We start from the raw sequence: 24,436 nt of genomic DNA on the forward strand, positions 1-24,436 counted from the left end.
GGCAGGATTTCCAATGGCTCAATCTTATGACGTCATCATCATCGGTTCGGGACCAGGCGGTTACATTGCCGCGATCCGCGCAGCCCAGCTCGGCATGAAGGTTGCGGTCGTGGAGCGCGAGCATCTGGCCGGCATCTGCTCCAACTGGGGCTGCATTCCCACCAAGGCGCTGCTGCGCACCGCCGATGTCATGCACACCGCCACCCACGCCAAGGATTACGGTCTGACGCTGGAAGGCTCGATCAAGCCTGACGTCAAGGCGATTGTGGCGCGCTCGCGCGGCATTGCTGCGCGCATGAACAATGGCGTCGGTTTCCTGTTCAAGAAGAACAAGGTCGATATCATCTGGGGTGAAGCCAAGATCACCAAGCCGGGCGAAATCGTTGTCGGAAAGTCCACCAAGCCGGTGGTTCAGCCGCAGGGTCCCGTGCCGAAAAACACGCTGGGCGAGGGCACCTATACCGCCAAGCACATCATCGTCGCCACCGGCGCACGCCCGCGCGCGCTTCCGGGCATCGAGCCGGATGGCAAGCTGATCTGGACCTATTTCGAGGCGATGAAGCCGGAAGAACTGCCGAAGTCGCTGCTCGTCATGGGGTCGGGCGCCATCGGCATCGAATTCGCCAGCTTCTACCGCACCATGGGCGTCGACGTCACCGTCGTCGAAATCATGAGCCAGGTCATGCCGGTTGAAGACGCGGAAATCTCCACCTTCGCCAAGAAGCAGCTCGAAAAGCAGGGCATGAAAATCCATCTGGAGACCAAGGTTTCCAAGGTCGAGAAGGGCGCGAACTCCATCACCGCGACGCTTGAGAAGAAGGATGGTTCTTCCGAAAAGATCACGGCCGACCGCATGATTTCCGCCGTCGGCGTCGTCGCCAATATTGAAGGTATCGGGCTTGAGGCTGCCGGCGTGAAGACCGATCGCGGCTTCATCGTCATCGACGGTTACGGCAAGACCAATGTACCTGGTATCTACGCCATCGGCGATGTTGCTGGCCCGCCGCTGCTCGCCCACAAGGCGGAGCATGAGGCCGTCATCTGCGTCGAAAAGATTGCAGGTCTGCCGAATGTCCATCCGATGGACAAGCTCAAGATTCCCGGCTGCACCTATTGCAACCCGCAGGTCGCTTCTGTCGGCCTCACCGAAGCCAAGGCGAAGGAACAGGGCCGCGATATCCGCGTCGGTCGCTTCTCCTTTGCTGCGAACGGCAAGGCCGTGGCACTCGGCGAAGATCAGGGTATGGTCAAGACTATCTTCGATAAAAAGACCGGTGAACTGCTCGGCGCGCATATGGTCGGTGCGGAAGTGACCGAGCTCATTCAGGGCTTCGTTGTCGCCATGAATCTCGAGACGACGGAAGAAGACCTGATGCACACGATCTTCCCGCATCCGACGATTTCGGAGTCGATGAAGGAAAGCGTGCTCGACGCCTATGGGCGTGTTCTGAACGCATAAGTGCTCCGTGATACCCGGCATTGTCTAACCCTGCCGGGTGTCCCATATGTCTCGATGCAGGCCGCTCAAGGGGCCGGTTCTTTCAGGGAGCGTGGAATGGAAAGTGTAGGCTGGATTGCAGCAATCATCATCGGCGGTCTCGCCGGCTGGCTTGCGGGCAAGCTCATGGACATGCGCTTCGGCGTTTTCATGAACATCGTCCTCGGCATCGTCGGTTCGGTGGTGGCTGTTGCGGTGCTGAGAACCTTCGATGTTTTCGTGCAGGACAGCAGGCTCGGCTACTTTGTCACGTCTTTCCTCGGCGCCAGCCTGCTGCTGTTTCTGGCGAAGCAGGTGCGGCGCTGACAAGGCTTCGTGACCGGAAGGGGCTTACGCTTTTTCTGGAATTGTTCTAAAGCATCCGGCCAACAGATGTTTAGATCGCTAAAGGCGATGGAAGCAGGTTTTAAATGGTCACTATTCTCGACAGGACGTCGTCCGAAGAAAAGCGTATTCGCCACCCGGAAAAGGCGCATAAGCCCGATACCGAGGTCATGCGCAAGCCGGAATGGATCCGCGTCAAGGCGCCGACCTCCAAGAGCTATCACGAGACGCGCGAACTGGTGCGTTCGCACAAGCTGGTCACGGTGTGCGAGGAAGCCGGCTGTCCGAATATCGGCGAGTGCTGGGACAAGAAGCACGCGACCTTCATGATCATGGGTGAAATCTGCACCCGCGCCTGCGCCTTCTGCAACGTCGCGACCGGCAAGCCCAATCCGCTTGACATGGATGAGCCCGAGAACGTCGCCAAGGCCGTCAAGCAGATGGGCCTGTCGCACGTCGTCATCACCTCGGTCGACCGCGATGACCTCGCCGATGGCGGCGCTGAACATTTCGAGAAGGTGATCTGGGCGATCCGCGCCGCGTCTCCGACGACGACCATCGAAATCCTCACGCCTGACTTCCTGAAGAAGTCGGGCGCGCTGGAACGTGTTGTTGCCGCCAAGCCCGATGTCTTCAACCACAATATGGAAACCGTTCCTGGCAACTATCTGACGGTTCGCCCCGGCGCGCGCTATTTCCACTCCGTGCGCCTCCTGCAGCGGGTGAAGGAACTCGATCCCACCATGTTCACCAAGTCGGGCATCATGGTCGGCCTTGGCGAAGAGCGCAACGAAGTGCTGCAGCTGATGGACGACCTGCGCAGCGCCGACGTGGACTTCCTGACCATCGGCCAATATCTGCAGCCGACCCGCAAGCACCACAAGGTCGAGGCCTTCGTGACGCCGGAGGAATTCAAGTCCTACGAGACGGTGGCCTATACCAAGGGCTTCCTGATGGTGTCGTCGAGCCCGCTGACCCGCTCCTCGCACCATGCCGGCGACGATTTCGAGCGCCTGCGTGCTGCCCGCGAGAAGAAGCTGCTGGCTGCTGCTGAGTAATCAGGGGCGGAAAGGCTGGGCAAAACGACGTGTCATCGCACGTTTTGCACGCTCTCATGCTCGGGCTTGTCCCGAGCATCTGCAACCTCTGTACTTTACGATACGTGATTGGATCCTCGGGACGGGCCCGAGGATGACGTTGAGCTGGAGGCGATCCTTACGAAATGGCTCAATCGCCTGTCTTCGGCCCTTAAGCTAATTACGCCACAACCTTCTTCGGGCGATGCGCCCGCATGCACAGCACCACGCTCAGCACTACTGAGCAGATCGCGACGACCTCAACCAGCGTCGGGCCACGTCCCTCCCAGAGAAAACCGTAAAGCAGCGCAAACAGCGTTTCGAACAGGATCATCTGTCCGACCATGGTGAGCGGCAGAAGTCGGCTCATGCGGTTCCATAGCGCATTGCCGATAATGGAGGCGGTGACGCCGAGGCCTGCGGCAACGGCGGCGAAATGCAGCCAATCCCCGGAAGCGTGGCTTGCGCCACCAAGGCCAAAAGCCGGAATTGCCAGCGCCAGCGCCAGTGCGCCGGTCACCACACCCGTCATCATGTTCCAGTCATCGGCGCTGACATCGTGGAGGCGGGAAAGCCAGCGGGCGTTGCCGACGGCAAAGGCCGTCCAGGAGGCCAGTGCCCCGAGCGCGCAGGCAAGGCCGATGACGCGTGAAACATTGAGCCCACCATCGCCTTGCACCAGCGATTGCCAGGAAATGCCGACAATGCCGATTGCGCCGAAAACAAGCGACGGCCATAGCCGCCGGAGCGATACCGCGCCGTGGTCGCGACTGCCGATGATGGTGACGGCGACGGGCAGGAAACCGATGATGATGGAGGTGAAAGCGACACCGCTGAGTTTAACGGCTGTCGATATGAAGACATAATAGGCGATATTGCCGATCATGCTCAGCCAGCCGAGCGCAAACCATTCCCGCACGCCAAAACGGGCGGAAACCCGCCTGATGCGCGGTCCAATGATGATGAGGGAAATCAGCCCGTAGGTGAGGTAACGCGCCGTCGACAGTTGTAGGGCGGAAAAATCCGGCACGAGTTTGGGGGCGAGAAAGATGCCTCCCCACATCGCTCCCGCCAGCATGCCATAAAAAACACCGAGACCTGTCCTGTTCATGTCCTGTCACATCCGCATTCGCATTTGCCTGCGATGTGCCACAGCCCCTTCCGGCTGTCTTGACAAAAACTCCTGATGACCGTGTAGACGGTTCTAATGAATGCCGCGGTTTCGGCGATAGGCAGCGGGCGTTTCACCCACCGCATTGCGCATGGCGCGCGTCAGTGCCGTCTGGTCGGAAAAGCCGGCCCGTAGGGCAATCTCGGCAATTGGCAGGGCGGAATCGTCGAGCAATGCAAAAACCTTGTCCATGCGCAGCCCGGCCAGCCAGCGGTGAGGTGGGAGGCCGAATTCTTCGAGAAACAGAGCATGCAGACGGCTGTCGCTGATCGTCACGCAGGAGGCAAGCATCCCGATGGTCCAGGGGAAGAACAGTTCCGCCCTGACGACCGCGGCGAGCCTGTGCAGGCGTTGGCGGATATCGGTTCGTTCGTCGGCCAGGCTGTCGATCAGCAGCGGCGCCCACAGACCGGCAATATCGTCGCGCCGCCCATCCGCTCCGATGATGCCGCGCATATAGGCGATCAATTGCCGGGTATCCTGCGCTATGTCGAGAAACGGCGAACGGGCGAATTTTTCGAGGGTTTGCGCGGGAAGGGCGCTTTCATCGATATCGACCACCAGTGAGTGATTGCTCGCTGTCGCTTCCTGGGTATGCGGTGTGTCGCGATGGATGAAGACGCCGCGCCCGGTCGACAATTCATCCTGCCGTCCGGCTACATCGATCAGCAGACGCCCGGAGACCGGAAGAACGATCTGAACGAAGCCATGCCGTTCCTTCGGTCTTTCTTCCCTGTAGGTTCTGATATCGGCGGATGCGGCTGTCATGACGCTGTCGTTTCCATTGTGCAAAGAAATGGCCGCCTCGAAAAAGCGGCCGGTTTCATTGTTTGATTATGACATCGTCTTGAAGATTGGGCCAGTCGGCTTTATCCGTCGGCTCTGCGCGCCGGCAATTAACAGTCTTCCTTGGCGGTCGATTCGCCGCGTTTGCGCTTGCGCAGAACCGGCTTGTTCTCTCTCGCCTCGCATTTCGCGACATCGATAAGATAGGCAAGCACCGGCATGCCGTTCATCGATGCGAGTTGTTTTGCGGATTCGAGAAGGTTGATGATGTTGGAAAAATCGTCCATCGGCTCACTCAGTGGCTCAAAGCGGTTATGTATCGGGTCTGAACCCAAGGATGAATACGCTGGGTGAAATTGGGAGCTTCCAGCGCCGTTGCATCCAATGGGTGTAATATTAGTCGCAAATAAATAGCAATCCCTGCGACGGAGTTACAATAGTCAATTTTCCGTAACTGCCATGCGCGGTAACGATATCGCTCAAGGGTTATGACCGGGTGGCAGAAATATATCCAGCGGTTGGATGAGGTCTATCAAATGCCGAACTATCTTCACAGGGTAGAAGATGCTGCCGCGATTATCGCCGGCGCGCAGCGCATATTGGTCGTTGGCTGTTCCGGCGGCGGCAAGTCGACGCTTTCGCAGAAGCTCGCGGGCAATTTCGGGCTTCGTTATATCTCCATGGATCGGGAGATTTTCTGGCTGCCCGGCTGGCAGGCGCGCGCCCGCCATGAGCAGCGGCAGAGGATAGCCGCCATCATCACCGAAGAGCGCTGGCTGATGGACGGCAGCAACCCGTCGTCTTTCGATATGCGCCTGCCGAGGTCCCACATCGTTCTCTGGGTGCGCATGCCGCGCTGGCTCTGCCTGTGGGGCGCCGTCAGCCGGGCGATCAAGGGTTACGGCAAGGCGCGGCCCGAAATGGCGGAGGGATGTCCCGAAAGGATAGACATCGATTTCCTGCGCTATATCTGGAATTTCGAACGCCGCCACGCCCCGATTTTTGAGCAGAATTTCGCGCTTTATGGTCCTGATGTGCCGGTATTCCAGCTGAAAAGCCGAAAACAGTTTCGCCGCCTTCTTGATCTTCTCGTTATCGAGGATTAACTGCCGCTCATGCCACAGTTCGAAACGCATCGCCTTGTCAAACACTCGCCCGACCGCATGTACGACCTCGTCGCCGATGTGGAGAAATATCCGCAGTTTCTTCCCCTTTGCGAGGCGCTCACCGTCCGCTCGCGCAAGGAACGCGACGGCAAGATACTGCTGGTGGCGGATATGACGGTTGGTTACAAGGCCATTCGTGAGACCTTCACCACCCAGGTGCTGCTGAACCCTGCGGAGCGCGCCATTGATGTGAAATATATCGACGGACCGTTCAAATATCTCGAAAATCGCTGGCGTTTCGAGGCCTCGGACGAGGACGGCTCAGCCATTCATTTCTTCATCGACTATGAATTCAAGAACCGACTGCTCGGCGCGGTCATGGGATCGATGTTCGACCGGGCGTTCCGCATGTTCGCGGAAGCTTTCGAGACCCGCGCCGACAAGATTTATGCCGACCCGGCCTGATTAAGTGCAGTCAGCATCTCGAGCGCTGTCTTAACCGTCGCAAGACGGATTTCGGTGCGACCGATATCGCCGTAATGCATCTCCTTATGCAGGCTGTGGCCGTTGCGCGCCTTGGCCGCCAGATGCACCAGTCCCACCGGTTTTTCCGAAGAGCCGCCGCCCGGGCCTGCAATGCCGGTTACGGCCACGGCAAAATCCGCCCGTGAACGGAACAGCGCGCCATGCGCCATTTGCAGCGCCGTCTGCCGGGATACCGCGCCGAAATTCGCCAGTGTCCCGACGCCAACCCCCAGCATGTCCATCTTGGCTTCATTGGTATAGGTGACGAAACCACGATCGACGACGGCGGAGGAGCCGGCAATCTCCGTCAGCGCGCCGGCGATCAGGCCGCCCGTGCAGCTCTCGGCTGTCGAGACCATGAAACCGCGGGCGGTGAAATCGGTGATGATCCGCCGCGCCAGTTCTTCTATGTCAGCGGGAAAAAGGCTCATAGCGGTCTGCCCCGGTAGACAACGGTGGCGGTGGCGATCGCCGCAATGCCCTCCCGGCGGCCGACGAAGCCAATCGTCTCGTTGGTCGTCGCTTTCACCGAGCAGCGCTCCAGCGCGATGCCGAGCATGTCCGAAAGCGCTTCCCGCATGGCCTGGCGGTGCGGACCGATGCGTGGCGCTTCGGCGATCAGCGAAACGTCGGCATTCATGATCGTGCCGCCATTGTCACGCACCACCTTGGCCGCGTGTTCGAGGAAGATACGGGAGGCCGCACCCTTCCATTGCGGATCCGAGGGCGGGAAATGGTCGCCGATATCGCCGGCGCCGCAGGTGGCGAGCAGCGCATCGGTCAGCGCATGCAGCGCCACATCGGCATCCGAATGACCTTTCAGTCTCTGGTCATGCTCGATGAAGATGCCGCAGAGGGTGACGCCATCCCCGGCCTCCAGCTGATGCACGTCGTAACCATTGCCGGTGCGCACGTCGGGCAATCCGTGAGAAAGCTTTTCATCGGCCATGGCGATATCCCGCTTGAGAGTGAGTTTTACGTTGTCGACCGAACCTTCGGTCAGCGTCACCGTCAGCCCGGCCCATTCGGCGATGGATGCGTCATCGGTGAAATCCGTTTTGCCGGAAGCAGCAGCAGCGCGATGCGCGCGAAGAATATCACCGTAATTGAAGCTCTGCGGTGTCTGCGCCGCATAAAGACCCTGCCGGGAAACTGTCTGTACGACGAGGTCGTCAGAGCCGCGCTTCAGTGTATCGGTGACGGGCAGGGCAGGCAGAACGCCGGTGGCGCCAGCCTGATGCAGGGCGATGATGCGTTCCAGCATGTCCACGGCGACGAAAGGCCGCACGGCGTCATGGATCATAACATGCGTCAGCTCTTCCGAGGCGAGCGCCTCCAGCCCGGCCAGTACCGATTGCTGGCGCGTCGCGCCGCCTGTCACGGTGGCAATCCGCTCACCCGCATCCAGTCGCTGCAGAATTGGTGACAGCAGTGCTGTATCGTCGGCATGGCTGACGACCACGATGGGGGAGGCGCCATTCCAGCCGAGGAACGTCGCCAATGTATGCTCGATCACGGCCCTGCCGCCGATCGGGCGATATTGCTTCGGCCCTTCCTCGGGCGAGCCTGCCCTTTCACCGCGTCCCGCGGCGACGATGACGATGCCGAGTTTCATAGTACTTTCCTGCATTGGTCATATGCTTTGCGCGCAACCCTTAGCGGTTGACAGTCCTGCTCTAGCGTTTCAAAACCCGGATGGCCAGCCCGATAAGACGCGCATTCGCCCCTGCATGACGCAGGATCGATCATCATTGGCCTTTGAACCTGCACAAATTGCTGCCGACAGCAAAACAGGCAGGCAGTCGCCCAGCAAATAAAAGGTGCAACCCTCTAAAAGTGCTTGGCAACCGCGCAAACACTGTCTAAAAATAATGCAAATAACCCTTCTGCATGAAAGATCATCAATTGCATCTTCCGGAGTTGTCAGAACCGTTCGGCATCGGCTCAGTTACGATCCGTAATCGTGCCGTGCTGGCGCCCATGTCGGGCGTCACGGATCTGCCGTTTCGGCAGCTTGCCTGGCGTTATGGTGCGGGTCTCGTCGTGACGGAAATGGTGGCGAGCCGCGAACTTGTCGCTAACAGGGGAGAATCATGGGCGCGGCTGAAAAATGCCGGCATGGTTCCGCATATGGTGCAGCTTGCCGGGCGCGAGGCGCATTTCATGGCCGAGGCGGCGAAGATCGCGGCCGATAACGGCGCCGGCATCATCGATATCAATATGGGATGCCCGGCCAAGAAGGTGACAGGCGGTTATTCCGGCTCGGCGCTGATGCGTGACCCCGATCACGCACTCTCGCTGATCGAGGCGACGGTCAATGCGGTCGATGTGCCTGTGACGCTGAAGATGCGGCTGGGCTGGGACGAAAACACCATCAATGCGCCTGATATCGCCCGCCGCGCCGAGGCGGCAGGTGTTCAGCTCATCACCATTCACGGCCGCACCCGCATGCAGTTTTACGAGGGACGGGCCGACTGGAACGCCATCCGCGCCGTTCGCGATGTAATTTCCGTCCCTCTCATCGCCAATGGAGATGTGGAGACGGCCGAAGATGCGCGCGAAATCTTGCGCCGTTCGGGTGCGGATGCCGTCATGGTCGGGCGCGGCGCACAGGGACAACCCTGGCTGCCGGCAGTGCTCGCCGGACATGCAGCGCCGCACCGCGACGATATTCCCGCCATTGCCATCGAGCATTACGAGATGATGCTGGAATTTTACGGAATGGAAGCCGGTCTCCGGCATGCCCGCAAACATCTGGGCTGGTATCTCGACCGTTTCGCGCCAGAGATCGCCACGCCAGACAAGGCTCAAATCATGACATCGCGTGACACGGTGGAGGTGGCCGATCTGCTGCGCTCCGCACTTTGCGCAAATGCGGGCGAAGACGCCGCAAGGAAGGCCGCATGAGCGCTGACAAACACAGCCCGGCAGATGCAAACCCGCTCGCCATGGCGGTTCTGAACGCGGTGCAGAACCCCGTCATTCTGGTGGATGCCGAAGGTTTCATTGCATTCGCCAATTGGGAAGCCGAAGCCTTTTTCGGAGCAAGCGCCTCCCATCTTGCCCGCTACCGCGTTTCCACATTCATTCCCTTCGGCAGCCCGCTTCTGGCGTTGATTGATCAGGTGCGGGAGCGCCGCGCGCCGGTCAATGAATATCGCGTCGATCTGAGTTCGCCACGGCTTGGACAGGACAAGCTCGTCGATCTCTATGTGGCGCCCGTTGTCAGCGAGCCGGGTTCGGTTGTCGTCGTCTTTCAGGAGCGGTCGATGGCGGACAAGATCGACCGGCAATTGACCCATCGCGCCGCTGCCCGTTCCGTAACCGGCCTTGCCTCGATGCTCGCGCATGAAATCAAGAACCCGCTGTCAGGCATTCGCGGCGCGGCCCAGCTTCTGGAGACATCGGTTGCCGACGAGGACCGGGCGCTGACGCGGCTGATCTGCGATGAGACCGACCGTATCGTTTCGCTGGTCGACCGCATGGAGGTGTTTTCCGACGAGCGGCCGGTGGATCGCGTGCCGGTCAACATCCATTCGGTGCTCGATCATGTGAAGGCCATCGCCAAGGCCGGTTTTGCCCGCAACATCAAGATTTCCGAGAACTATGACCCGTCGCTGCCGCCGGTCTATGCCAATCGCGACCAGCTGGTTCAGGTCTTCCTCAATCTGGTGAAGAATGCGGCGGAAGCCGTGGGCAACCAGTCGGATGGCGAGATATTGCTGACCACCGCCTACCGTCCCGGCATGCGACTTTCCGTCGCCGGCAGCCGCGAGCGCATCTCGCTGCCGCTCGAATTCTGCGTGCATGACAATGGCCCGGGCGTTCCGGCCGATCTCTTACCGCATCTCTTCGATCCCTTCATCACCACCAAGACGAATGGTTCGGGCCTGGGCCTGGCGCTTGTCGCCAAGCTGATCGGCGCCCATGGCGGCATCGTCGAATGCGACAGCCAGAACCATCGCACGACTTTCCGCGTATTGATGCCCGTCTCGCCGGAAGTGGCGCTCGACGACATCACCTTGCCGAACACGACAGGAAATGACCTATGACAGCTACGATCCTCGTCGCCGATGATGATGCCGCAATCCGCACGGTACTCAACCAGGCGCTCAGCCGTGCCGGTTACGACGTGCGCATCACCTCCAATGCCGCAACGCTCTGGCGCTGGGTTTCGGCAGGTGAGGGCGATCTGGTCGTTACCGATGTCGTGATGCCGGATGAAAACGCCTTCGATCTTCTGCCTCGCATCAAGAAGGCCCGTCCGGACCTGCCGGTTCTTGTCATGAGCGCGCAGAACACCTTCATGACCGCCATCAAGGCCTCGGAAAAAGGCGCTTACGACTATCTGCCGAAGCCCTTCGACCTGACGGAACTGATCGCGATCATCGGCCGCGCTTTGTCGGAGCCGAAGCGCAAGCCGGCCAAGCTTGATGACGACATGCAGGATGGCATGCCGCTGGTTGGCCGCTCGGCGGCGATGCAGGAAATCTACCGCGTTCTCGCCCGCCTGATGCAGACCGACCTGACGCTGATGATAACAGGCGAATCCGGTACGGGTAAGGAACTGGTGGCGCGCGCGCTGCATGATTACGGCAAGCGCCGCAACGGGCCCTTCGTCGCCATCAACATGGCGGCAATCCCGCGCGATCTGATCGAATCCGAACTGTTCGGCCATGAGAAGGGCGCCTTCACCGGCGCGCAGAACCGCTCGACCGGCCGTTTCGAACAGGCCGAGGGTGGCACGCTGTTCCTCGATGAAATCGGCGACATGCCGATGGACGCCCAGACGCGCCTGCTGCGCGTCTTGCAGCAGGGTGAATATACGACCGTCGGCGGACGCACGCCGATCCGCACCGATGTCCGCATCGTCGCCGCCACCAACAAGGATTTGAAGCAGTCGATCAATCAGGGTCTCTTCCGCGAAGACCTCTATTATCGCCTGAACGTCGTGCCGCTGCGCCTGCCGCCGCTGCGCGACCGTGCCGAGGATATTCCCGATCTCGTGCGCCATTTCATCCAGCAGGGTGAAAAGGAAGGGTTGGAAGGCAAGCGTTTCGAGACCGAGGCGCTGGAGGTCATGAAGGCCTATGCCTGGCCGGGCAACGTGCGCGAGCTGGAAAACCTGATCCGCCGTCTGATGGCGCTTTATCCGCAGGAGGTCATCACCCGCGAAATCATCGAGCAGGAATTGCAGTCGGATGTTCCGGACAGCCCGCTCGACAAGATGGCGGTCCGCACCGGCTCACTCACCATTTCGCAGGCGGTCGAGGAAAACATGCGGGATTATTTCTCAAGCTTTGGTGATGGCTTGCCGCCGCCGGGTCTTTACGACCGCGTGCTGCGCGAACTGGAATATCCGCTGATTCTTGCCGCCTTGACGGCGACACGCGGCAACCAGATCAAGGCTGCCGATCTTCTTGGCCTCAACCGCAATACGCTGCGCAAGAAAATCCGCGAGCTTGGAGTTTCCGTGTATCGCAGCTCCCGCCCCAGCTGAGAATGTTGACAAGGCCGCATCTGTCGTTGCATTTTCGCCACATTGTGTTGCTTGGAAAACACTAGGAGGGAGAGAGATTCGCCGAACTGCGGTGAATCTTGCCTGACTTCAGGAATGTGGTGCTGGCTGGCCAGCGATTGGGAGTAGTTGATGCGGAAACCCGCCGCCGAAAACGCCGTTGCTGACGAAGCAGCGGGCATGGTGGTTGCCGATCGCAGGATGTCTTTCGCTCTGCCGGGGCTGGTGCTCGCCGGCGTCGCCCTCGTCTGCGCCATCATTACCCTCTTCGTGCTGCTCGGCGTGACCCCGATTGCGCCGACATCCAACGTCGTTATCGCTTCCGTCGTCATCAATTCGATCTTCGTGATCGGCCTGATCTTTCTGATCGGCCGCGAAATCAACCGCCTGCTGAAAGCCCGGAAAAAGGGCAGGGCGGCGGCGCGTCTGCACGTGCGCATCGTCGTGCTTTTCTCCATCGTGGCGATCACGCCCGCCGTGCTTGTCGCCATCTTCGCCAGCCTGACGCTGAATGTCGGTCTCGACCGCTGGTTTTCGCTGCGCACGCAGTCGATCGTCGATTCGTCGAGCAACATCGCCCAGGCCTATATGATGGAAAATGCCGGTTATCTTCAGGGCCAGACCCTGTCGATGGCCACCGACCTCGACCGCAACCGCGCGCTTTTTTATCTAGACCGCACCGGCTTCGTTGATCTCATGACCCGTCAGGCCAAGGGACGCGGCCTGCTTGGCGCGTTTCTGGTGCAGGAAGACGGCGACGCCGTCGCGCAGGCCGATATCAAGACGGAAAAACCGCTTCCCGCCATTCCGCATGACGCGCTTGAAAAGGCCGCCGCCGGTCAGCCGACGCTGATCCCGCCTGGCATCACCAACCTCGTTGGCGCGATTATCAAGCTCGAAGGCATTAGCGGAACCTTCCTTTACACGGTACGCGCCGTCGATCCCAAGGTCATGGGCGCAATGCGGCTGATGGAAGAGAACCGCGCCGAATACAAGGCGATGGAGGCAGGCCGTGCGCCGCTGCAGATCGCCTTTGCGATCCTCTATCTCGGTTTTGCGCTGATCGTGCTTCTGGCGGCGATCTGGACGGCGATCGCAGTCGCCGACCGTATCGTGCGCCCGATCCGGCTTCTCATCAGCGCCGCAGACAGTGTCGCCACCGGCAACATGCATGTGCTGGTGCCCGTTCGCGCCGTTGATGGCGACGTCGGGCGTCTGTCGCGCACCTTCAACAAGATGGTCTCGGAACTGCGCAGCCAGCAGGAACAGATCATCGAGGCGAAAGACGATATCGACGATCGCCGCCGCTTCATCGAGGCGGTGCTGTCGGGCGTTACCGCCGCTGTTATCGGCGTTGACGAGAACCGCAAGATCACCATCGTCAATCCCTCGGGCGAAGAGTTCTTGGCGCAGACCTCCGAGCAGCTTATCGGTGCGCAACTGTCGGAGATTGCGCCTGAAATCGAAGAGGTCGTGACCGAGGCCAACACCTGGTCGCGCGGCAACTTCCGCAAGCAGATCAATATCATGCGGCGCGGCAAGGAGCGTACCCTCAATGTGCAGGTGACCCGCGAGGACGCCCGCGACAGCCGCGACAGCTATGTCATCACGCTCGACGACATCACCGATCTCGTCATCGCCCAACGCTCCACCGCATGGTCGGATGTGGCGCGGCGCATCGCTCATGAAATCAAGAACCCGCTGACGCCGATCCAGCTTTCCGCCGAGCGCATCAAGCGCCGTTTCGGCAAGCAGATCGATGAGAGCGACCGCGCCATTTTCGACCAGTGTACGGACACCATCGTCCGGCAGGTCGGTGATATCGGCCGGATGGTGGATGAATTCTCCGCTTTTGCGCGTATGCCCAAACCAACGAAGGAAAAATCGGACCTGCGTTCGATTTTGAAGGACGCGGCGTTCCTGCGCGAAATCAGCGCCGCCGACACGAAATTCTCAACGGAACTGGGCGACATCCCGCTGGAGGGCATGTTCGATGCCCGCATGCTGGGACAGGCGTTCGGCAATCTCATCAAGAATGCGACGGAAGCCATCGAGGCGGTGGAAGGCGAAAAGCGTCCGGGTAAAATCCTGGTGCGCGCCTCCTTCGACGAGGCCAATTCCCGTTTCGTGGCTGACATCATCGACAATGGCCGCGGCCTTCCCGTCGAGAACCGTCACCGCATTCTCGAACCCTATATGACGATGCGGGACAAGGGCACCGGCCTCGGCCTCGCCATCGTCAAGAAAATCATCGAAGAACATGGCGGGTATCTGGAGCTCCATGATGCCCCGGCCGAATTCGACCATGGCCATGGCGCCATGATCCGAGTGCTGCTGCCCTATATCGAGGCGGTCGGCAGTGAAAATAACAAGGAAGCAGCATATGGCGTCTGATATTCTGGTCGTGGATGACGAGGCGGACATTCGCGAAATCGTAGCGGGCATTCTTTCCGACGAGGGACACGAGACCCGCATGGCGTTCGACAGCGACAGCGCGCTGGCCGCCATTTCGGAACGCGTGCCGCGTCTGATCTTTCTCGATATCTGGATGCAGGGTTCGAAGCTCGATGGTCTGGCGCTGCTGGACGAAATCAAGAGCCGCCATCCCGAAATTCCTGTCGTCATGATTTCCGGTCACGGCAATATCGAAACCGCCGTCAACGCCATCAAGCGTGGCGCTTTCGACTTTATCGAAAAGCCGTTCAAGGCCGACCGGCTGATCCTGATCGCCGAGCGGGCGCTGGAAAACTCCAAGCTGAAGCGCGAGGTTCAGGAACTCAAGAAGCGCACCGGTGACGCGGTTGAACTCGTTGGTGCGTCACTTGCCGTGTCGCAGCTTCGCCAGACCATTGACAGGGTGGCCCCCACCAACAGCCGCATCATGATCCTCGGCCCCTCCGGTTCCGGCAAGGAGCTGGTGGCGCGCATGGTGCACAAGAAATCCTCGCGCGCTACAGGACCTTTCGTGGCGCTCAATGCCGCGACGATCACGCCCGACCGCATGGAAATTGCGCTGTTTGGCACGGAAGGCCTGCCCGGGCAGCCACGCAAGGTAGGCGCCTTGGAAGAAGCCCATCGCGGCGTGCTTTATCTCGATGAAGTCGGTGAAATGCCGCGCGAGACGCAGAACAAGATCCTGCGCGTGCTGGTCGACCAGCAATTCGAGCGTGTCGGCGGCGGCAAGCGGGTGAAGGTGGATGTGCGCATCATTTCCTCGACCGCCCACCATCTCGAAAGCCTGATCGCCGAAGGCCAGTTCCGCGAGGACCTCTATCATCGCCTCGCGGTGGTGCCGGTGAAGGTGCCGGCGCTTTCCGAGCGCCGCGAAGATATCCCCTTCCTCGTCGACATGTTCATGCGGCAGATTTCCGAACAGGCTGGCATTCGCCCGCGCAAGATCGGGGATGACGCCATGGCCGTTCTCCAGACCCATGACTGGCCGGGCAACATCCGCCAGCTCCGCAACAATATCGAGCGGCTGATGATTCTGGCGCGGCCCGAAGGCGGCGAAGCGCCGATCTCGGCCGACATGCTGCCGGCGGATATTGGCGACATGCTGCCGAAGATTTCGGCGCAGGGCGATCAGCACATCATGACCCTGCCGCTGCGCGAAGCGCGTGAAATGTTCGAGCGGGACTACCTGATGGCCCAGATCAACCGCTTCGGCGGCAATATTTCGCGCACGGCGGAATTTGTCGGTATGGAACGGTCGGCGCTGCATCGCAAACTGAAATCTCTCGGCGTATAAGGGACGAAGGCGCTTTGCCGTAACCGATTATTCCGTCAGAGAGACAGCATGAAAGTCATCATTTGCGGCGCAGGGCAGGTGGGTTACGGCATCGCGGAGCAATTGTCGCGGGAGGATAATGAGGTATCGGTCATCGATACCGCCGCGCCGCTCATCACCGCCATAACCGAGACGCTGGATGTGCGCGGTTATGTCGGCCATGGCGCCCATCCCGACATGCTGGCCAAGGCCGGCGCCGACCAGGCCGACATGATCATCGCCGTTACGCTGCATGACGAGATCAATATCGTCGCCTGTGAGGTGGCGCATGCGCTCTTCAGCGTGCCGACCAAGATCGCCCGCATCCGCGACCAGAGCTATCTGAAGCCGGAATATGCCGATCTCTTCAGCCGCGAGAACATGTCCATCGATGTGACGATTTCTCCGGAAGTTGAAGTCGGCAAGATGGTGCTGCGGCGTATCGCTTTTCCGGGCGCAACCGACGTTGTACGGTTCGCGGAAGATACGATCTACATGCTGGCCATCGAATGCATGGAAGATTGCCCTGTCATCAACACACCGCTGCAGCAACTCTCCAGCCTCTTTCCCGACCTCATCGCCACGGTGGTTGGCGTTTACCGGGATGGTATTCTGAAGGTGGCGCATTCTTCGGAACAGTTGCGGGTGGGCGACCTTGCCTATGTCATCTGCCAGCGCCAGCACGCCCGCCGTACCCTAAGCCTCTTCGGTCACGAGGAGCAGGAAGCGCAGCGCATCGTGATTGCGGGCGCCGGCAATATCGGCCATTTCGTCGCGCACAAGATCGAGGAGATGCAGCCGAAGACGCGGGTGAAGATCATCGAGTCGGACCGCGACAGGGCGGTTGCCGCATCCGAGCAGTTGAGCCACACCATCGTCATGCATGGTTCGGCGCTCGATCAGAAAATCCTGATGCAGGCCGATATTCAGGACGCCGACCTGATTGTAACGCTCACCAACAATGACCAGACCAATATTCTGGCCGCCGTGATTGCCAAGCAGCTCGGCTGCAAATCGAATCTGGCGCTCTTGAACAGCACGTCATTCCACGATGTCGCCCGTTCTCTGGGGCTCGATGCCTATATCAATCCCAGAGCCGTGACGATCTCCCGCGTGCTTCAGCATGTGCGCAAGGGGCGCATCCGTTCGGTCTACGCCGTCCAGCGCGGTTCGGCGGAGGTAATCGAGGCGGAGGCGCTGGAGACATCGCCGCTGGTCGGCCAATCCTTCCGCGACATCGATATGCCCGAAGGCGTGCGCATCGGCGCGATCTATCGCGACGGTGTGGTGATCCGTCCTGACGGCAGCACGAAAATCAAGGCGAAGGACCGTGTCGTGCTCTTTGCATCCGCCGATGCGGTGCGCGACGTGGAACAACTTTTCCGTGTTTCGATACAATATTTTTGACTGTCCCGAATCGAAAATGCGGGTCAATACTCGTACCCGTCAGGCTGTTTTGACCGTTGCGGAACGGAACATGATTTGATACCAGAGTTTGAGGTCAGCCAAGCGGGGGACAAGACTTGGCCGGCTTATTATTGATTGATTATTTTCCGGTATCCCTGCCGGCAAAAAAGAAAGAAGCGGCGCTATGGCGGAACGTTCTCAAAACCTTCAGGATCTCTTCCTCAATACCGTTCGTAAGCAGAAGATTTCGCTCACGATTTTCCTGATCAACGGCGTCAAGCTGACGGGCGTTGTTACCTCCTTCGACAATTTCTGCGTGCTTTTGCGCCGTGACGGTCATTCGCAGCTGGTCTACAAGCATGCGATCTCCACCATCATGCCCGGCCAGCCGATGCAGATGTTCGAAAGCGAAGAAGGCGCGGCCTGATCGGCTCCCTCGACGGATATTCGATATAGACTGACCCGGATCGGGAACATTTCCCGTTCCGTCAGGTTAATTCCCATGGCCGCCCGCGCGGATGCGGTCGGCCGCAATCTTCTTTCTGGATAAGGCTGAGCCCATTTCGACGCGCGACACTTCGAACGAATCGATCATTCCGGAGCAGGAAAAGCGCCGCGACGACATGCGCGCGGTTGTCCTCGTGCCCGTCCTCAAGCAGCAGCGCGAAAATCGCGATGCGGCGGCAGGCCCCGTCGCTCCCGGCCGTTCCGTTGAAGCCAAGCTTGAGGAAGCCAAGGGTCTGGCGCTCGCCATCGATCTGGAGGTGACGCAGGGTCTCATCGTTTCGGTGAACCAGCCGCGCCCGGCGACATTGTTCGGAACCGGCAAGATCGAGGAAATCGGCCATCTGCTCGATGAGACGGATTCCGGCCTGGTGATCGTCGATCATCCGCTGACCCCGGTGCAGCAGCGAAATCTCGAAAAGCAGTGGAATGCCAAGGTCATCGACCGCACGGGTCTCATCCTTGAAATCTTCGGCCGCCGCGCCTCCACCAAGGAAGGCACGTTGCAGGTTGATCTCGCGCATCTGAACTACCAGAAGGGCCGCCTCGTCAGAAGCTGGACCCACCTTGAACGCCAGCGCGGTGGTGCGGGTTTCATGGGCGGTCCGGGTGAAACGCAGATCGAGGCCGACAGACGATTGCTGCAGGATCGCATCGTAAAGCTCGAGAAGGAGCTGGAGCAGGTGGTGCGCACCCGCCAGCTTCACCGCGCCAAGCGCCGCAAGGTGCCGCATCCGATCGTGGCGCTGGTCGGTTACACCAATGCCGGTAAATCCACGCTGTTCAACCGCATCACCGGTGCTGGCGTTCTGGCGGAGGACATGCTGTTCGCAACCCTCGATCCGACATTGCGCCGGATGAAGCTGCCGCATGGCCGCACTGTCATCCTTTCCGATACGGTCGGTTTTATTTCCGACCTGCCGACGCATCTCGTCGCCGCCTTCCGTGCAACGCTGGAAGAGGTGCTGGAAGCCGATCTCGTTCTGCATGTGCGCGACATGTCCGATCCGGATAATGCCGCACAGTCTGCGGATGTGCTACGTATTCTCGGCGATCTCGGCATTGACGAGAAGGAGGCCGAAAAGCGCATCATCGAGGTCTGGAACAAGGTCGACCGTCTCGAGCCGGAAGCGCATGACGCCATCATGCAGCGCGCCGAAGGCCGCTCGGATATTCGCGCCGTTTCGGCAATCACGGGTGAGGGCGTTGATGCCCTGATGGACGAGATTTCAAAGCGCCTCTCCGGTGTGCTGACGGAAACGACCGTCGTGCTTTCCGTTGAGCAGCTGTCGCTGATTTCCTGGGTCTACAGCAATTCCATCGTGGATTCCCGTGAAGACCATGAGGACGGATCGGTGGCGCTCGATGTGCGCCTGTCGGAAACGCAGGCCGCCGAGCTGGAGCGCAAGCTTGGCAAAGTTACCATCCGCGAACGCGAGGACTGGGAGCGCTGAGGGCTTCGAGAACGATGGCGGAGCTTCCCTCACGTCACCAGTCTCGGGAGCGCCGGGCGCTCCTATTTTTCGGGCATATCCGGTTGATTAGGACGAAACGGTATCGAGCGAGCGCTCGATGCGTTTTGCCGCCTGCCACAGGTCTTCCATCCGCTCAAGGCTCGCTTCTTCCAGCGTCTCGCCATTTTCGGTGAGCGACGTTTCGATGTGATTGAAACGCCTACGGAATTTCGTATTGGTGCCGCGCAGCGCATCTTCCGGATCGGCTTTGACATGCCGGCCAATATTGACGAGGGCAAAGATCAGATCGCCGAGTTCGTCCGAAACTTTCTCCGGTTTCCCCTCCGCCAGCGCCTCACGCAATTCGGCGATTTCCTCCTCGATCTTGTCGAGAATGGGAGCGGGATCTGACCAGTCGAAACCGGCGCGCGCGGCCTGTTCCTGCAGCTTCAGGGCCTCGGTGAGCGCCGGCTGGCTGCGCTGCACGCCGCCCAGAAACCCGGCCTTGAAATCCTCGGTGATGCCCCGCCGCGCGCGGCGCTCAGCCCGTTCGCGCTTTTCCTCGGCCTTGATCCGGTCCCATTGCAGCTTGACGCTGTCAGGTGTATCGGCCTCGGAAACGGCAAAGACATGCGGATGGCGGCGGATCATCTTCGAGGTGACGGCCTCAACCACGTCGCCAAAGGCGAATTCACCCCGTTCCTCGGCAATGCGGGCGTGGAAAACCACCTGCAAGAGAAGGTCGCCCAGTTCCTCGCAAAGATCGTCCATGTCCTTGCGCTCGATGGCGTCGGCGACTTCATAAGCTTCTTCAATGGTATAGGGCTTGATCGTCTCGAAGGTTTGCACAACATCCCACGGGCAACCGGTTTCCGGCTGGCGCAGGGCTTCCATGATCTCGATCAGGCGGGAAATATCCTTCGAGGCTTCCATATGTCTCAAACCTTCGTTCTTCGCTTTTTTTACGCATTATCCTGACGGAAAACCGCCTGGAAGGGCTCTAATTCAACGGAATGTCGTTACCGCTTTTTGACGACTGATAGCTGGTGGAAAGATCGTCATAAGCGGCCTTGATACGGGCCGTCTGCGCCTTCAGCGTGGTTTTGAGCGGATCGTCTTCGCCCTCCACCAGATCGGCGATGAAGAAAGAGTTCCAGAAGGCGTTACTGCGGCGATATCCGCCCGGCTCCAGCCCAAAAACTTCCTTCAGGATTTTCAGATCGTGCGGGATCGCGAAAGCGTCGCGGGAATCCTCATGGCTGAAAAAGGAATAGAAATTGTCGAAACCGGCCCAGGTGATGGCGGACATGCACATGGTGCAGGGTTCATGGGTGGAAAGAAAAATCAGGTCCTTGGTGTTCGGTTTTTCGCCGAGTTCGTAAAACCGCTTCAGCGTGTGCACCTCGCCATGCCAGAGCGGATTTTCCAGCTCGTTGTTGGTCTCCGCTATCACCAGCGACAGATCGGATTTGCGCAGGATAGCCGCACCGAAGACCTTGTTGCCGAGGCTGACGCCGCGCGCCGTCAAGGGCAGAATATCGTGTTCGATGACATCAAGAAGGCGGGTGGCGAGGGTGTGGCTGGTCAAGGGTCTGATCCTTCGTGCCGCCTCAAGGAAAAGCGGTCTTCGCATGGAGAAATCGACTGGTAATCGTTGCTCCTTGTTCGGCGCGGGTACCCGCTTTGTCAAGGGATTCTGAGTGGATTCTCAGGCCTCGCGCAGGCGCGAAAAAGGGCTACCGGTTTGTTTTCCTCCAAAACCGGGGTGTTCGAGAAATAAAAATCCAGGTGTCGGAAAGGCTTGAATTTCTGTTTCTTCAATCTTGCGCCGCAATGCGGGATAAATGCCCGATGCACAACGAACATGATTTTTCCGCTTCTGGCGATCGCCTTTCGACCTTCCCCGCGTTCTTCCGGGTTGAGGGACGGCAGGTCGCTGTTTTCGGCAATGGTGACGAGGCCTTTGCGAAGGTAAGGCTGCTTGCCAATACCAATGCACATATCATTGCTTATGCCGACCAGCCGGAAGCGGATTTTGCGCGCTATATCAGCGAAAACGGCATCGATCATCGGGCCCTGGGTTTCGCAAGCCCGCTGATTGAAGGCGCAACGCTCGTTTTTGCCGCCACTGGGGACGAGGCACTGGACCGTGAGATCGTTTTGGCTGCGCGCGCTAAGAAAATCCCCGCCAATGCGGTGGATCAGCCGGAGTTCTGCGATTTCTTCACGCCGGCACTCGTCCCCCGCGCACCCGTCGCGATCGCCATTGGCACCGAAGGCGCAGGCCCGGTTCTTGCCCAGATGATCCGTGCACGCATCGACCAGATGCTGTCTCCGTCGCTGGGCAAGCTTGCGCGTCTCGCCGTGCAATATCGTGACGCCGCCGAGCAGAATGTTCCCAAGGGCGCGTTGCGGCGCAATTTCTGGCGCCGGTTCTTTTCCGGTGCTGTCGCAGATGCCGTCGCTCTCGGCGATACATCATCCGCCCGCCATGCCGCTGACCGTTTGCTGCAATCGCCCGAGCGCAGCGAAGGCCGCGTCTGGCTTGTCGGCGCTGGTCCCGGTGCTGAAGATTTGCTGACGCTGCGCGCGCAGCGCGTGCTGATGGAGGCGGATGTGATCGTCTATGATGCGCTAGTGCCGCAGGCAATCGTTGACATGGGGCGCCGCGACGCCGAGCGGCTGTCCGTCGGCAAACGCAAGGGCTGCCACAGCAAGTCGCAGGATGAGATCAACCGCCTGCTGGTGCGTCTTGGTAAAGACGGCAAGCGCGTCGTGCGCCTCAAATCCGGTGATCCGCTGGTCTATGGCCGGGCGGGAGAGGAAATGGCGGCACTGCGCGATGCCGGTATCGGTTACGAGATCGTTCCGGGCATTACCTCCGCCTTCGCCGCTGCTGCGGATTTCGAATTGCCCTTGACGCTGCGCGGTGTCGCTTCGTCGCTGATTTTCACCACCGGCCACGATCTGACTGGCGATGTCCTGCCGGACTGGGCGCGGCTTGCCGTCTCCGGCGCTACCATTGCTGTCTATATGGGCCGCAGCGTTGCCGCGTCGGTCGCGACGAGGCTGATAGAGGCAGGTCTCGGCGTGGAAACGACCGTAGCCGTCATCGAAAATGCCAGCCGCGCGGATCGCCGCCTACTGCATGGCACTTTGAACGATCTGCCCGACCTCGAACATCGCGACGAACTGACCGGTCCGGTCATGGTCATCATCGGCGATGCGGTGGCGGGCGCCAATTTTGACAGGTCCGAGGCGCTCGCGCTTGTTGCGCGGCCAGCGAACCTTAAAAGGGAGTATGCAAATGGCTGACAAGGTTTTGACCGCCAACCGCCTGGGCGATGGGATCGCTGTATGGCTCGATGCCAATGGCGAATGGACGGAGAACCTGCAGGACGCAATCGTCGCCCGCCACGCAGAGGCCGTCGCTTCGTTCGAGGAAATCGGCAAGCGGGATTTTTCCGCCAACAAGGTCGTTGACGTGAATGTCATCGACGTGGTGGAGGAGAATGGCAAGCTTTGGCCGACGCGGCTTCGTGAGCGCATTCGCGCCGCTGGCCCGACCATGCACTACGCCAACGGCTTCAAGCCGGCCGATGCAGCATTCATCGCAGTCTGAGGAAGAATATGTACCGTTACGACGAGTTCGATCACGCATTTGTTGAAGGCCGCGTGGCACAGTTTCGCGATCAGGTCGAGCGCCGGTTGTCCGGCGAGCTTGCCGAGGACGCGTTCAAGCCGCTGCGCCTTATGAACGGTGTCTATCTCCAGCTCCATGCCTATATGCTGCGCGTCGCCATTCCCTACGGCACGCTGAATTCGCAGCAGATGCGGATGCTGGCTCATATCGCCCGCAAATATGACCGGGGTTACGGCCACTTCACCACCCGCCAGAACATTCAGTACAACTGGCCGCGCCTGTCCGACACGCCCGATATACTCTCCGAACTGGCAAGCGTGGAAATGCATGCGCTGCAGACCTCGGGTAACTGCATTCGCAACGTGACCGCCGACCATTTCGCGGGCGCCGCCGCAGACGAGGTCGCCGATCCGCGTCCTTATGCGGAAATCCTGCGTCAATGGTCTTCCGTGCATCCGGAGTTCTCGTTCCTGCCGCGCAAGTTCAAGATCGCTGTAACGGGCGCCGAGCGCGACCGCGCCGCGATTCAGGTTCACGATATCGGCCTGCATCTGAAAAAGAACGACAAGGGCGAGATCGGTTTTGCCGTCTATGTCGGCGGCGGGCAGGGCCGTACGCCGATGATCGCCAAGAAAATCCGCGACTTCCTGCCGGAAGAAGACCTGCTGTCCTATACCACGGCCGTCATGCGCGTTTACAACCTGCACGGCCGCCGCGACAACAAATACAAGGCGCGTATCAAGATCCTCGTGCATGAAACCGGCGCAGAAGAACTGGCCCGCCAGGTCGAGGTTGAATTCGCGGAGCTGAAAAACACCGAATTGAAGCTGCCGGATGCCGATATTGTGGCCATCACCGCCTATTTCGCACCGCCAGCACTTAAGGACCGTCCTGAAGGCTGGGAGAGCCTGGCGCGCTGGAAGCGGGCGGATGAGGGTTTTGCCCGTTTTGTCGAGCAGAACGTCCAGCCGCATAAGCATCCGGACTACGGCATGGTGACGATTTCCCTGAAGCCGATTGGCTGCATTCCCGGCGATGCGACCGACGAGCAGATGGAACTCGTCGCCGATATCGCCGCCGAATACGCTTTTGACGAAATCCGCATCAGCCACGAGCAGAACATCATCCTGCCGCATGTGGCACTGGCCGATCTCGAGCCGGTCTATCGCGCACTTGTAGGAGCCGGACTGGCGACTGCCAATGCCGGGCTGATCACCGATATCATTGCCTGTCCTGGGCTGGACTATTGCGCGCTTGCCAATGCGCGCTCCATTCCGGTGGCGCAGGAAATCTCTACCCGTTTTGGCGCGCCGGAACGTCAGGCGGAAATCGGCGAGCTTAAGATCAAGATTTCCGGCTGCATCAATGCCTGCGGCCACCACCATGTCGGCCATATCGGCCTTCTGGGTGTTGAGAAGAAGGGTGCGGAACTCTACCAGATCACCCTTGGCGGATCGGGTGATGAAAACACCTCGATTGGTGAGATCATTGGCCGTGGTTTCGAGCCGGAAAAAGTGACCGACGCGGTGGAAACCATCGTGGACACCTATCTGGGCTTGCGTCTTTCGAAGGAAGAAACCTTCCTCGAAGCCTATCGCCGCGTCGGACCGCAGCCGTTCAAGGATGCGCTCTACGGTTCCGCCGCTGAAGCCGCCTGA

23 protein-coding genes are annotated in these 24,436 nt (G+C 59.8%); 16 read left to right on the forward strand and 7 right to left on the reverse strand.

Going from position 1 to position 24,436, the window contains the following annotated elements:
* The first annotated feature begins 13 nt into the window (after positions 1–13).
* From lpdA to lipA, 3 genes are all read left to right on the forward strand, one after another.
* The gene (gene lpdA / locus QRN60_RS06645) at positions 14–1,459 is read left to right on the forward strand and encodes a dihydrolipoyl dehydrogenase (RefSeq protein WP_003502607.1); all 1,446 of its coding nucleotides are present in this window, start codon (positions 14–16) and stop codon (positions 1,457–1,459) included.
* Between the two features lie 96 nt (positions 1,460–1,555).
* Positions 1,556–1,804 carry a GlsB/YeaQ/YmgE family stress response membrane protein gene (locus tag QRN60_RS06650; protein ID WP_129565070.1) on the forward strand — a complete coding sequence of 83 codons (249 nt, stop codon included), beginning with the start codon at positions 1,556–1,558 and terminating at the stop codon, positions 1,802–1,804.
* A gap of 104 nt (positions 1,805–1,908) precedes the next feature.
* A complete protein-coding gene (gene lipA, locus QRN60_RS06655) occupies positions 1,909–2,880 on the forward strand; it encodes a lipoyl synthase (RefSeq protein ID WP_129565071.1) in 972 nt (323 codons plus the stop codon).
* Positions 2,881–3,079: 199 nt separating this feature from the next.
* On the opposite strand, the gene QRN60_RS06660 is transcribed toward lipA, so the two are convergent.
* The 3 genes from QRN60_RS06660 to QRN60_RS06670 all read right to left on the reverse strand — a co-directional run bounded on the left by QRN60_RS06660 (position 3,080) and on the right by QRN60_RS06670 (position 5,142).
* Positions 3,080–4,009, reverse strand: coding sequence for a DMT family transporter (locus QRN60_RS06660; protein ID WP_129565072.1), 930 nt, complete (start codon positions 4,007–4,009; stop codon positions 3,080–3,082).
* A 93-nt stretch (positions 4,010–4,102) separates the two neighbouring features.
* Positions 4,103–4,837, reverse strand: coding sequence for a helix-turn-helix transcriptional regulator (locus QRN60_RS06665; protein ID WP_129565073.1), 735 nt, complete (start codon positions 4,835–4,837; stop codon positions 4,103–4,105).
* Positions 4,838–4,965: 128 nt separating this feature from the next.
* Positions 4,966–5,142 carry a hypothetical protein gene (locus tag QRN60_RS06670; RefSeq protein ID WP_003496171.1) on the reverse strand — a complete coding sequence of 59 codons (177 nt, stop codon included), beginning with the start codon at positions 5,140–5,142 and terminating at the stop codon, positions 4,966–4,968.
* A gap of 249 nt (positions 5,143–5,391) precedes the next feature.
* Here QRN60_RS06670 and QRN60_RS06675 point away from each other — a divergent pair, with 249 nt between their 5' ends.
* Together QRN60_RS06675 and QRN60_RS06680 are read left to right on the forward strand one after the other, a co-directional pair.
* Positions 5,392–5,961: a P-loop NTPase family protein gene (locus QRN60_RS06675; protein ID WP_035212510.1), complete on the forward strand. Its 570-nt coding sequence runs from the start codon at positions 5,392–5,394 to the stop codon at positions 5,959–5,961.
* A 9-nt stretch (positions 5,962–5,970) separates the two neighbouring features.
* Complete coding sequence (locus tag QRN60_RS06680; RefSeq protein WP_060724154.1) at positions 5,971–6,426, forward strand: type II toxin-antitoxin system RatA family toxin; 456 nt, start codon at positions 5,971–5,973, stop codon at positions 6,424–6,426.
* Here the strand turns inward: QRN60_RS06680 and QRN60_RS06685 are convergent.
* On the reverse strand, positions 6,408–6,917 hold the full coding sequence (locus QRN60_RS06685) for a CinA family protein (protein WP_099085433.1): 510 nt from the start codon (positions 6,915–6,917) through the stop codon (positions 6,408–6,410). The two genes, QRN60_RS06680 and QRN60_RS06685, sit on opposite strands and share 19 nt — an antisense overlap.
* A complete protein-coding gene (locus QRN60_RS06690) occupies positions 6,914–8,101 on the reverse strand; it encodes a bifunctional 2-C-methyl-D-erythritol 4-phosphate cytidylyltransferase/2-C-methyl-D-erythritol 2,4-cyclodiphosphate synthase (protein ID WP_129565074.1) in 1,188 nt (395 codons plus the stop codon). Before QRN60_RS06690 ends, QRN60_RS06685 begins: the two co-directional genes overlap by 4 nt.
* A 275-nt stretch (positions 8,102–8,376) precedes the next feature.
* Between QRN60_RS06690 and dusB the strand changes: the two genes are divergently transcribed.
* The 8 genes from dusB (at position 8,377) to hflX (ending at position 19,135) form a co-directional block, all read left to right on the forward strand.
* Complete coding sequence (gene dusB, locus QRN60_RS06695; RefSeq protein ID WP_129565075.1) at positions 8,377–9,393, forward strand: tRNA dihydrouridine synthase DusB; 1,017 nt, start codon at positions 8,377–8,379, stop codon at positions 9,391–9,393.
* Complete coding sequence (locus QRN60_RS06700; RefSeq protein WP_003502622.1) at positions 9,390–10,538, forward strand: two-component system sensor histidine kinase NtrB; 1,149 nt, start codon at positions 9,390–9,392, stop codon at positions 10,536–10,538. The genes dusB and QRN60_RS06700 overlap by 4 nt, the downstream gene beginning before the upstream one ends.
* The gene (ntrC, locus tag QRN60_RS06705; protein WP_003502624.1) at positions 10,535–11,986 is read left to right on the forward strand and encodes a nitrogen regulation protein NR(I); all 1,452 of its coding nucleotides are present in this window, start codon (positions 10,535–10,537) and stop codon (positions 11,984–11,986) included. The genes QRN60_RS06700 and ntrC overlap by 4 nt, the downstream gene beginning before the upstream one ends.
* 150 nt (positions 11,987–12,136) lie before the next feature.
* On the forward strand, positions 12,137–14,398 hold the full coding sequence (locus tag QRN60_RS06710; RefSeq protein ID WP_111792834.1) for a sensor histidine kinase NtrY-like: 2,262 nt from the start codon (positions 12,137–12,139) through the stop codon (positions 14,396–14,398).
* Positions 14,388–15,752, forward strand: a complete 1,365-nt coding sequence (ntrX, locus tag QRN60_RS06715) for a nitrogen assimilation response regulator NtrX (protein ID WP_003502628.1) — start codon at positions 14,388–14,390, stop codon at positions 15,750–15,752. The genes QRN60_RS06710 and ntrX overlap by 11 nt, the downstream gene beginning before the upstream one ends.
* A 48-nt stretch (positions 15,753–15,800) precedes the next feature.
* A complete protein-coding gene (gene trkA / locus QRN60_RS06720) occupies positions 15,801–17,177 on the forward strand; it encodes a Trk system potassium transporter TrkA (protein WP_003502654.1) in 1,377 nt (458 codons plus the stop codon).
* Between the two features lie 184 nt (positions 17,178–17,361).
* Positions 17,362–17,604: an RNA chaperone Hfq gene (hfq, locus tag QRN60_RS06725; protein WP_003496145.1), complete on the forward strand. Its 243-nt coding sequence runs from the start codon at positions 17,362–17,364 to the stop codon at positions 17,602–17,604.
* Between the two features lie 91 nt (positions 17,605–17,695).
* The gene (hflX, locus tag QRN60_RS06730) at positions 17,696–19,135 is read left to right on the forward strand and encodes a GTPase HflX (RefSeq protein WP_174069586.1); all 1,440 of its coding nucleotides are present in this window, start codon (positions 17,696–17,698) and stop codon (positions 19,133–19,135) included.
* An 87-nt stretch (positions 19,136–19,222) separates the two neighbouring features.
* Here hflX and mazG read toward each other — a convergent pair whose 3' ends face one another.
* On the reverse strand, positions 19,223–20,068 hold the full coding sequence (gene mazG / locus QRN60_RS06735; RefSeq protein ID WP_035212512.1) for a nucleoside triphosphate pyrophosphohydrolase: 846 nt from the start codon (positions 20,066–20,068) through the stop codon (positions 19,223–19,225).
* 67 nt (positions 20,069–20,135) lie between these two features.
* On the reverse strand, positions 20,136–20,768 hold the full coding sequence (locus tag QRN60_RS06740; protein ID WP_410489622.1) for a deaminase: 633 nt from the start codon (positions 20,766–20,768) through the stop codon (positions 20,136–20,138).
* 218 nt (positions 20,769–20,986) lie between these two features.
* Between QRN60_RS06740 and cysG the strand changes: the two genes are divergently transcribed.
* Genes cysG through QRN60_RS06755 form a run of 3 tightly spaced genes read left to right on the forward strand, consistent with a single transcriptional unit; the run spans position 20,987 to position 24,436 of the window.
* Positions 20,987–22,450 carry a siroheme synthase CysG gene (gene cysG / locus QRN60_RS06745; protein ID WP_129565077.1) on the forward strand — a complete coding sequence of 488 codons (1,464 nt, stop codon included), beginning with the start codon at positions 20,987–20,989 and terminating at the stop codon, positions 22,448–22,450.
* Entirely contained in the window at positions 22,443–22,757 is a 315-nt protein-coding gene (locus QRN60_RS06750) for a DUF2849 domain-containing protein (protein ID WP_003512933.1), read from the forward strand. Before cysG ends, QRN60_RS06750 begins: the two co-directional genes overlap by 8 nt.
* Positions 22,758–22,765: 8 nt before the next feature.
* Positions 22,766–24,436 carry a nitrite/sulfite reductase gene (locus tag QRN60_RS06755; RefSeq protein ID WP_129565078.1) on the forward strand — a complete coding sequence of 557 codons (1,671 nt, stop codon included), beginning with the start codon at positions 22,766–22,768 and terminating at the stop codon, positions 24,434–24,436.

The sequence above is a fragment of the Agrobacterium sp. CFBP2214 genome (genome assembly GCF_030209895.1).
In the GTDB taxonomy this organism is placed as follows: Bacteria; Pseudomonadota; Alphaproteobacteria; order Rhizobiales; family Rhizobiaceae; genus Agrobacterium; species Agrobacterium radiobacter.